General features: G+C 60.4%; 8 protein-coding genes. All 8 read right to left on the reverse strand.

Translation table 11 applies throughout. The annotated features are described in order from the left end of the window. Positions 1–18: 18 nt before the first annotated feature. Entirely contained in the window at positions 19–1041 is a 1023-nt protein-coding gene (locus C4885_RS09130; RefSeq protein WP_199488095.1) for a glycosyltransferase family 2 protein, read from the reverse strand. Between the two features lie 14 nt (positions 1042–1055). Next, positions 1056–2000 (reverse strand): alpha-1,2-fucosyltransferase, encoded by a 945-nt coding sequence (locus C4885_RS09135; protein ID WP_114000031.1) that lies wholly within the window; start codon positions 1998–2000, stop codon positions 1056–1058. Then, the gene (locus tag C4885_RS09140) at positions 1997–3109 is read right to left on the reverse strand and encodes a glycosyltransferase (protein WP_158538854.1); all 1113 of its coding nucleotides are present in this window, start codon (positions 3107–3109) and stop codon (positions 1997–1999) included. The genes C4885_RS09135 and C4885_RS09140 overlap by 4 nt, the downstream gene beginning before the upstream one ends. Positions 3110–3180: 71 nt before the next feature. Next, complete coding sequence (locus C4885_RS09145; RefSeq protein WP_114000033.1) at positions 3181–4092, reverse strand: hypothetical protein; 912 nt, start codon at positions 4090–4092, stop codon at positions 3181–3183. Further along, positions 4085–5215, reverse strand: coding sequence for a glycosyltransferase family 4 protein (locus tag C4885_RS09150; protein ID WP_114000034.1), 1131 nt, complete (start codon positions 5213–5215; stop codon positions 4085–4087). The genes C4885_RS09145 and C4885_RS09150 overlap by 8 nt, the downstream gene beginning before the upstream one ends. 334 nt (positions 5216–5549) lie before the next feature. Continuing rightward, on the reverse strand, positions 5550–6494 hold the full coding sequence (locus C4885_RS09155) for a hypothetical protein (protein WP_114000035.1): 945 nt from the start codon (positions 6492–6494) through the stop codon (positions 5550–5552). Continuing rightward, positions 6491–7696, reverse strand: a complete 1206-nt coding sequence (locus C4885_RS09160; protein ID WP_114000036.1) for a glycosyltransferase family 4 protein — start codon at positions 7694–7696, stop codon at positions 6491–6493. The genes C4885_RS09155 and C4885_RS09160 overlap by 4 nt, the downstream gene beginning before the upstream one ends. 126 nt (positions 7697–7822) lie before the next feature. Next, positions 7823–8059, reverse strand: coding sequence for an acyl carrier protein (locus tag C4885_RS09165; protein WP_158538855.1), 237 nt, complete (start codon positions 8057–8059; stop codon positions 7823–7825). Positions 8060–8486 lie beyond the last annotated feature (427 nt).

Consider the following 8486-nt stretch of genomic DNA (forward strand, 5'->3'; position numbering starts at 1 on the left):
TACAATGAGTGCAGAGCTTTATTTCCGTTTCAGCAGCCCGGTCGCCCAAAGGGCAAAGCGGGGGCCGAAGTGGTTGAGGAGGAAGGCAAACAGCTTCCAGTCCGGGCGGGTGTTCTCGTCCCCCAGTTTCCAGAGTGCTTTGCAGGCGGTCATGCCGGGGGCACAGGCGGCGCGTACCTCGGCATCACGGCAGGCAGCGCCGCGGGCCTGCGGCCAGAACACATTGGCGGTGCGCCGCCAGATCTCGGCTTGCTCCGCCGGGGTCCAGGGGCAGTCCGGCGCGGCGAACATTTTTTCAAACCGGTGGATGACCGCCGCGATGCCCGCAAAATGTTTGGCAAGGCCCGCGTTCAACAGGCTGCCCGCCCGGTTGGCGCGGTAGACCACCAGCTCCACATCCAGGTAATACAGCTTGGGGCAGGCACCGGCCAGCACCAGGTCAAAGGGATAATCCTCCGCCCAGCGGACCTCATTCCAGAAAAGCAGGTTATACTTAACCAGAAATTCCCGGTCAATACAAAAGCGCCAGACCGCCCAGTGGCCCGCGGCATACAGCCGCGCCACGCGGGCGGCGTAATCGGGGTCGGCATCCGGGCCGGGGGTGAACCGCTCCACCGGGCCGGGATAAGGCCTGGCATCCATCCCCTGGCTTTCGTCCTGCTCCAGATAGCGGCAGACGTACCAGCGGTAGCCTGGTGCGGCGGCCAGGGCGGCGCGCAGCTTTTCCAGCATATGGGGCGGCCAGTAATCGTCGCTGTCCAAAAACAGCAGCCACTTGCCCTTGGCGGCCTTGATGCCGGTATTGCGCGCGGCGGCCAGCCCGCCGTTAGAGCGGTGGATGACCGTAACGCCGGGGCAAAGCTGAGCAAAAGCATCACACATGGCGGGGCAGGCATCCGTGGAGCCATCGTCCACCAGGATGCACTCCCAGTCCGCCGGGCCGGCCTGCTCCACCACGCTTTTGACGCAGGCAGAAAGATAAGCCTGCACATTATACACCGGCACAATGACCGAAAATGTGATGTTTCCTGTGCGTTCCATCGCAGTTGTTTCCTTTACTTTGTCGGGATCAATGTCCAGTCGTGGTCATACAGGGCGGTCTTTTTGCCGTTGGCGTACCAGCGGTCCGGCGCGATCACACAGCGGCCCGGCACACCGGCCAGCCACTGCCCCCACCAGCTGAAGGTGGAGTTGCTCAGCACAAACGCCCGGCAGCGGCGCATCAGGGCAAGGTCCGCCGCGGCACTTTTTGCCCCGGTGCTGTAATGCACCGGCAGGCCCGCAGCGTCCAGATGCTGCCGCACATAGGCGGGGTCGTCTGAAAAGACAAACAGTTCCGCCTGGGGCAGGCTTTGGCACACCGTGCGGCAGGCGGCGGCGTAATACTCCGGCGTGCAGACCTGCAGGGCCGCGTTCTGCGGCAGCAGATAGTCCCCGCAGCGCCAATGCAGGCAGACGGGGAACGGGCTTGCCTCAATTTCCCGCGCAAAGGCGGCGGTCGCAGCGGTAAAGCCGTGTTCCGGGTTCTCAATGGGCAGCAGCTCCGCCCGGATAGTTTCAGCCTGGTCCTTAAAATAATCTGCCCCCTGGAAGTACCCCCAGGCCAGAAAGTTTTTGGCGTGACCGCGCTTGGCAGGGGTAAAGCCTTCAGTCGCAAAATGCAGGCCGATGGCGTTCAGCATAGGGGCCATGCGGGCTTCAAAGGGGTGCCAGTCCCGGTCCATCAGGCCCGCGCGCTGTTCGTGGCGGATCATCAGGGCCTTGGCGGCGTTCTGCACCGGCAGATGCTGCTTGGCAAAGCCTGCATCTGTGATGAACTGCACCTCTGAGCTGATATGCAGTGCCTGCAATGCCAATGCAGTGTGGGCCGGGGAGCCGGTTTTCCAGTCCTGCCGGTCAATCAAAGTGACAGGCTCCTGGCAGCACAGGCCCATGGCGCGGGCAAAGGCATACACAAACATCTGGTTGCCCAGCCCGCCGGAAAGTTCGGCGTAAATCATCGTGCGCCCTCCCCTGCCACTTTATCATACACCTGCTCCATGCGGTGTGCAGCGGTTTTCAGCTCATAACCAGCAGCGGCCAGCGTGGGCCAATAGTCCGCGTGCGGCCCGCCGGGAGCAATGGAATCCGCCGTTTTGGCCCACTCTTCAAACGGGGCACTGAGCGGCAGGAAATGCACCAGCTCGGTCACCGAGCCATCCCCCGGCACATTGGTGGAGGCCAGGCAGGGCACGCCGCAGCCCTGGGCTTCCACCAGGGTAACGGGGCTGCCTTCAAAGTTACTGGGCAGCAAAAACAGGTCAAAGGCATTCATATAGTCGGGCACATTGTTCTGCACCCCGGCAAACAGCACCCGGTCCGCCACGCCAAGCTGGGCGGCAAGTTCCCGCATGGGCTGTTCCTGCTCGCCGCCGCCCACCAACAGCAGCTTCCAGCGGGGGTCCTGCTGAACCATAGCCGCAAACACCCGGATGAGGTAGAGCGGGTTTTTCTGGTGGTTGAGCCGCCCTACAAACCCGGCCAGACGCTCGGTTCCGGTAATGCCGTACTGGGCGCGGATTGCCGTGCGCGCCGCGGCGTTGGGGTAAAAGCGGGTTTGGTCCACCGCATTGCAGGCAACGGAAAAGTTCGGCCTGCGGTCGATATGGTCACCAAACACAAACCGACCCGCAGCCACGCCGCAGCCCAGAAAGTAATCTGCAAACAGCTGGTACACCAGATGGGCGGCGCGCCAGGTCAGCGTCATGGGCGGGTAAACGATATGGCTGTGCACAATGATCTTGGCATGGGGGCAGAGCACCCGCATCATACCGCAGACGGGCGCGCCGATTTTGCTGGCAGTATGGTAATGGATGATATCGTAATCCTTATGGGTTTTCAGATGCTGGTACAGTGCGCGGATACGGGCTTTTTTATTGTCCGGCACCGCAATGATATGCACCCCGGCTGCTTCCAGTGCCGGCGCGCACGAAGCTTGATCTGGCGGGCAAAGGCCGACAAACAGATCCACCTGGTAGCGGGTAAGGTCCAGATTGAGCAGAAGGTTCTGCACATAGCGCTGCACCCCGCTTTGCACGCCAAGGTGGTTGCTGATCATCAGGATCTTCATGGATACGGCTCCTTTGCACATCTGGATTCGGGCGGACGGTTTGTTATAACGTAATTTTAGGGGCGCAGGTTCTACCAGTAGCTGCCACCCTCCACCGCCTGCTTGTTGGCGGGCTGTTCGGCGGGGGCGGGGCGCACCCATGCAGGGTTATACAGCTTGCTGATTTGGGGGTGGGTGTCCCACCGGCGGCCCTTGATGCCAAACAGTAGCTGCGTAGCGCCGCTCATCTGGATGGCAACATGGCCGGTGTCCCGCGCATGGGCGGCCAGCGGCAGGCCGTAAGCACCTGCGCCAATGATGGCAACCTCATAATCGCAGGCATCCATCTGTTTTTCCATTGCGGCAAGGGCATCAAACCAGGTATCATACCCGGTTTTCTGCCCGGCAAGGCCCTGCACTGCCGGGATGACGGTCAGGGAGGCCAGTTCCGGCAGAGTGTTTACCCCGCCGGGGGCGTTGGTGAACAGCTCCCCGCGCTTTTGGTACTGGGCGCGGATGGTATCCGCAAAGGGGTGTACCACCAGCACATGCTTTCCGGCCAGTGCGGCGCTCCAGGGGTTGGCATAATAATATGGTTCCAGCGCGCGCAGCTGGGTAAAGCGGGTGCCGTGGCAGCCATCGATTACCTGCCGCTCGGCCCCCACATCCCACAGCGCCAGCAGGTCCGCCCCCTGAGCGCAGGAAGTATACAGCTTGCAGAAGCGGTTCAGCGCTTTATCATCGGTGGGAAACACACCGGACAGGGTGTTGATCTCACCCCTGGTTTTCTCGGTATATTTCCCGGTCAAATATTCGGCCACGGTGCGCATCTCGGTTGCACCGCAGCGGCCGAACAGAAATGGCTGCCCGGCGCGGATGGCATCGGCAGCAGCCGCATTGCCCTGTTCCGCGGGCAGAATGATCAGGCCGCGGTATTTCCACCGGAAGCGCAGCCCTTTATAGGTATTGCGCAGTACCTCCAGCAAGGCTCCATCATTATCCACGGCGGTTTCCTCCTTGTTTGTCCAGCATGGCCAGGGCGGTTTCGGCGCTGTTTGCCCACAGGAAATGTTCATTCACGCGGCGCTGGGCAGCGTGGCCGCAGGCCGGGTCCGCCGCTGCTTTCTGGATGGCCTCAGCAAACTGGGCAGGGGTATCGGCAAAATAGCCGCTGGTGCCGGGCTCTATGATCAAATCCGGCCCCGGCGCATGGCGGGCAACCGGCGGGCAGCCCGCATACATGGCTTCCAGCAGGCTCATGCCAAAAATTTCGCCGTCATTAAAGTTCACAAACACATCGCAGGCATGGTAATAGGCCTGCACGGTTGCGTTGGGCAGCTGGGGAATGCAGGTACAGCGGTTTTCCAGCTTGTGGGTGCGCAAGGCATCCTGCAGTTCCCCGGTCAGGCTCCCCTGCCCGATGACCACCGCATTCCAGCTGCGGGGCAGTGCTTCCAGTACCGGCACCAGGTCCAGCGGGCGCTTGTAGGAATCCAGCCGCCCCACAAAAACAAGATAGTTGGCTTTGGGGTCCAGCTTCAAAAATTCCCGCAGTTCATGTTTTTCCCCATTTGCATTGGGGATGATGGCGGTATCCAGCCCAACGGGCATTACCCCGGCGCATGGCACATGCAGCTGTTCCAGTTGGGCGGCCACGGCGGGGGTTTTGGCATAGGTGGGGGTTTTGCGGTAGATAGCCAGGTTGCGGCGGCACAAAAGGTCCATCACAGCCCGCATAACCGGGTTTTCGGACGTACTTTTGATGGCCCCCAGCTGGCTGTAGAAAAAGATATCGTGATCCCGGCAAAAGCGGTACAGCCCCGGCACGCCGAGGGCGTTATCCCCCATCACATGCACGGCGTCCACATGCTCGTTCAGCAGCGGCTGCCAGGTGCGGTAAAAGGCACTGACCCCGGCTTTGCGGGCCGGCACATAATAGATGCGCACATTGGGCTCCAGGTCCTCGCTGGTCACAGCTTCGGGGGCGGCATCCGGGTCCGGGTACAGTACAACAGCCCGGCAGCCCAGGGCGGCAAACGCCCGTGCAAGGCCAACCTCCTGCCGGTTATAGGCTCCTTTTTTGCCGGATGCCCCGCAGTACAGCTGCGGGATGGCAATGGTTCGCATAAGCTTTGCTACTCCAATTTATTTTTAGGGCAACACCGCACAATTCCCGCCTTACGGCTTAAGCACCGCTCCGGCGGATGCGGCACGGCATCTGCGTTGCCAAAATGCTCGATAATGTCGGGTTGCGGTACCCGCATCGTGCTTCGGGGGCAAAAGCCCCTCGCACTCTGCGACCGCTGCCCCTGCTTCGGTTCGCTGTTTCCGCCACTGGCGGCGCTCACCTTTGCAGCATCCAGTATTATCTGCGCTTTTGGCTTAGCATCTGCCGCACCTCGCTCGCCGTATCGGCACTTAGAATTATGCGGTATTGCCTTAGGGTGTATCTTGCTTTTGGTCACACCTTGCGCAGGTAGCGGGCATCGATCACCTCAATGTCCGCATCCCGGCAATAGGTGTGGATGCCGATCAGATCCGCCGGGTCAATGCCCGCAATGGCAACGTTCTGCGGCATGGCGGCGCACAGTGGCACTTCCGAAGCACCGCGCCGCACCCAGAATTGCAGGTACACACCGTAATCCACCTTGGTGCTGACCTGGGCCGGGCGCACGGTCTGGTCGTTGTTGGTAAACAGCGGGCCAGCATTGCGGCTGCCCAGCTCATAATTGCGGTGCTGCAGGTTAAAGGGTTCATCCTCATCCAGGATAAACTCATCCACATCATCGCGCTCTTCCGCTTCGGGGTTTTCGCGCACAGTATAGCGGCGGTAACGGGTGTACAGCTGGTTGTCCGGCCTGGTTTCGCTGCACAGCACCGTCAGGGCTTCGGGGGTTTTATCCACAATAATGCTGTCGCACAGTTCGCGCCCCACGCTGAACGCCTGCACTTTCTCCCATTTATCCGGGAACTGGGTGCAGCGGTAAAGGGTCAGGCTGTGGTCGGCGCTGGTTTCCGGCAGCATCCACACTTCCCCGCGCCAGTCAAACACGGTGGGGAAAGAGAGATGGAAGTTTTCCTTTAATACCACGCGGGGCGGCAGCAGGTGGTCGTTTTCATCAAACTCCGCCACGGCAATATCACCGCGGTTCTCCGCCATATTGAATGCTTCGCAGAACAGCCAGCGTTTGCCGTTGTCATCCTCATACAGCAGGGGGTCGGCATACCAGGTGCCGGGGGTGTAGGGCAGCGGGGTGTAAGGTTCTTCACCCAGAGCGGGCAGCGGGTCGCAGCCTTCCCCCTTGGGGGCGCGGCGCACCGCAATGGTATAGATTTCTTTTTGGCCGCTCAGCTTTTTGATCAAACGCTTGGGCGGCATATGCAGGGCACGGTAGATCTGGTTCATGAATTTTCGTTCCTCATGATTTCCCGGTAAATTGTCATCAGTTCGCGGTAGTTTTGTTCCGCGTTATACGCCTGGCAGGCTTTTTGCTGCATGGCGGTCAAATCAAAGGTTTCGCCCACGTTTTGCAGCTTGCGCACGGCATCCGCCAGCGCGGCGGCATTGCCGGGGGCAAAGTGCAGGCCGTCAATCCCCTCCTGCACGGCAGCGCCCACGTTGCCAAGATCACTGGCAAGCACGGGGGTGCCCACCGCATGGGCTTCCGCCGGGATCAGGGCAAAGCTTTCATAGCACAGGCTGGGGCAAAGGGCGGCGCGGCTCTGGTCCAAAAGCTCGGTAAGTGTTCCATGCGGGAGCTGGCCGGTAAAGGTTACAGTATCGGGGGCGTTCTCTTTGGCCCAGGCTTCCAGCGGGCCGGTACCGGCCACGATCAGCTGCGGTGCGTCCGGCCCCAGCAGCTGCCAGGCCTCGATGGCGGTGCGCAGCCCCTTTAATTCTTCCAGCCGCCCAGCAAAAACAATCTGGTTTTTGCGCTGTGCCCAGGGCAGCGGGGAATGGTTCGGCGCGGCCACGCCGTTGGGCTTGCAGTACAGCCGCTCCGGGGTAAACACCGGGCGCGAAGCTTTGCGGTTGAATTCCAGCAGCTTGCTGCGATCAAACTCCGTCAGGGTGATCAGGTTCACCTTGCGGTAGGTGCCAAGCAGGCGATGGAACGCATAAATGCCCGCACAGACCAAACTTTGGGCACGGCTGCCGCGGTAGCAGCTGTGCCGCACCGCACAGCCAAGGCCATGCTGCGGGCATTCCTCGCACACATGGCCGTCCCGCATCAGGATGCCGTTGGGGCAGAAAATGCGGAAGTTGTGCAGCGTCTGTACCGCCGGAACATGCTCTTTGAAGCATGCCTGGAACACCGACGGGCTGATAGTCAGCAGGGTGTTATGCACATGCACCAAATCCACCTGTTCTTTGCGGATCAGGGCGCGCACTTCCCGCACGGTTTTGGTGCTGTAGATGGCCCGCAGGGGCAGCAGCAGTTTTTGGGCCAGGCCGCCGGCATCATTATTGCGCTCATAGGTGATCACGCGGTGGCCGTGGGCTTGCAGCATGGCGCACTCCGCGGCAAACACGGCGTCCTCGCCGCCGGGCAGGCGGTAGTGGCAGTGCACCAGCAAAATGGTATGCGGTTGTTCCGGCTGCGGCATCTGCGGCCCCCTTTCCCTGCGTGAACAGAACTAAATATAATTATTATACCGCGCAGCACCAGATATGGAAAGAGATAAAACGTAAAAAATGCCCCTGTGCACAACGCCTGCGCACAGGGGCAGCGGTTATTCAGCTTCTTCTTCCAGCTCGCGGACCAAGTTCCAAACTTCGCCAATGGTACCAAGCTGTTTTAAGCGGTCCTCTTCAACCTCGGTACCGGTAGCTTCCCCAAGCTGCCAGGCCAGCTCCACCAGGTCTTCTGCATCCACGCCCAAGTCTTCAAAGCTGGTGTCCTCGCTCAGTTCGGTGGCGTCACAGCTGAACTGCTCCGCCAAAATGTCAAGCAGGTCCTCAAACGTCATGTGTCCTTCCCTCCGTATCGGTGCATATGGTATTTCTATAATACCCATACGGCAGCATGCCGTCAATGGCAGATTCGACTAATATTGCGAGCTTTTTCCGTTAAAAGCGCACAAGTTTGTACGGCGGGGGCTGACTGTTTGTGGAAAAGCGCGAAATACAGTATGCTGGCAGTGCTGCATTTTGCAGCAGGCACTGTACACAACGGCAGGCGGTTAGCCCCACTTCAGAAAGGAGGTGAGAGCCATGCCAAAACCTCTGACTTTTCATGTTTTGGGTTTACCCATAGCAGTCACGGTAAAAAGCAAGAACCGCCACCTCGGCCGGGCCGTCAAGTTCAGGACCGGCTTTAGGCAACACCGCACAATTCCCGCCTGACGGCTTAAGCACCGCTCCGGCGGCTGCGGCACGGCATCTGCGTTGCCAAAA

Source organism: Subdoligranulum sp. APC924/74, from assembly GCF_003324125.1.
Classification (GTDB): domain Bacteria; phylum Bacillota; class Clostridia; order Oscillospirales; family Ruminococcaceae; genus Gemmiger; species Gemmiger qucibialis.

Coding starts and splice junctions, on each gene's coding strand:
- C4885_RS09130 (WP_199488095.1), bottom strand. CDS start 1,041: ATGGAACGCACAGGAAACATCACATTTTCGGTCATTGTGCCGGTGTAT.
- C4885_RS09135 (WP_114000031.1), bottom strand. CDS start 2,000: ATGATTTACGCCGAACTTTCCGGCGGGCTGGGCAACCAGATGTTTGTG.
- C4885_RS09140 (WP_158538854.1), bottom strand. CDS start 3,109: ATGAAGATCCTGATGATCAGCAACCACCTTGGCGTGCAAAGCGGGGTG.
- C4885_RS09150 (WP_114000034.1), bottom strand. CDS start 5,215: ATGCGAACCATTGCCATCCCGCAGCTGTACTGCGGGGCATCCGGCAAA.
- C4885_RS09155 (WP_114000035.1), bottom strand. CDS start 6,494: ATGAACCAGATCTACCGTGCCCTGCATATGCCGCCCAAGCGTTTGATC.
- C4885_RS09160 (WP_114000036.1), bottom strand. CDS start 7,696: ATGCCGCAGCCGGAACAACCGCATACCATTTTGCTGGTGCACTGCCAC.
- C4885_RS09165 (WP_158538855.1), bottom strand. CDS start 8,059: ATGACGTTTGAGGACCTGCTTGACATTTTGGCGGAGCAGTTCAGCTGT.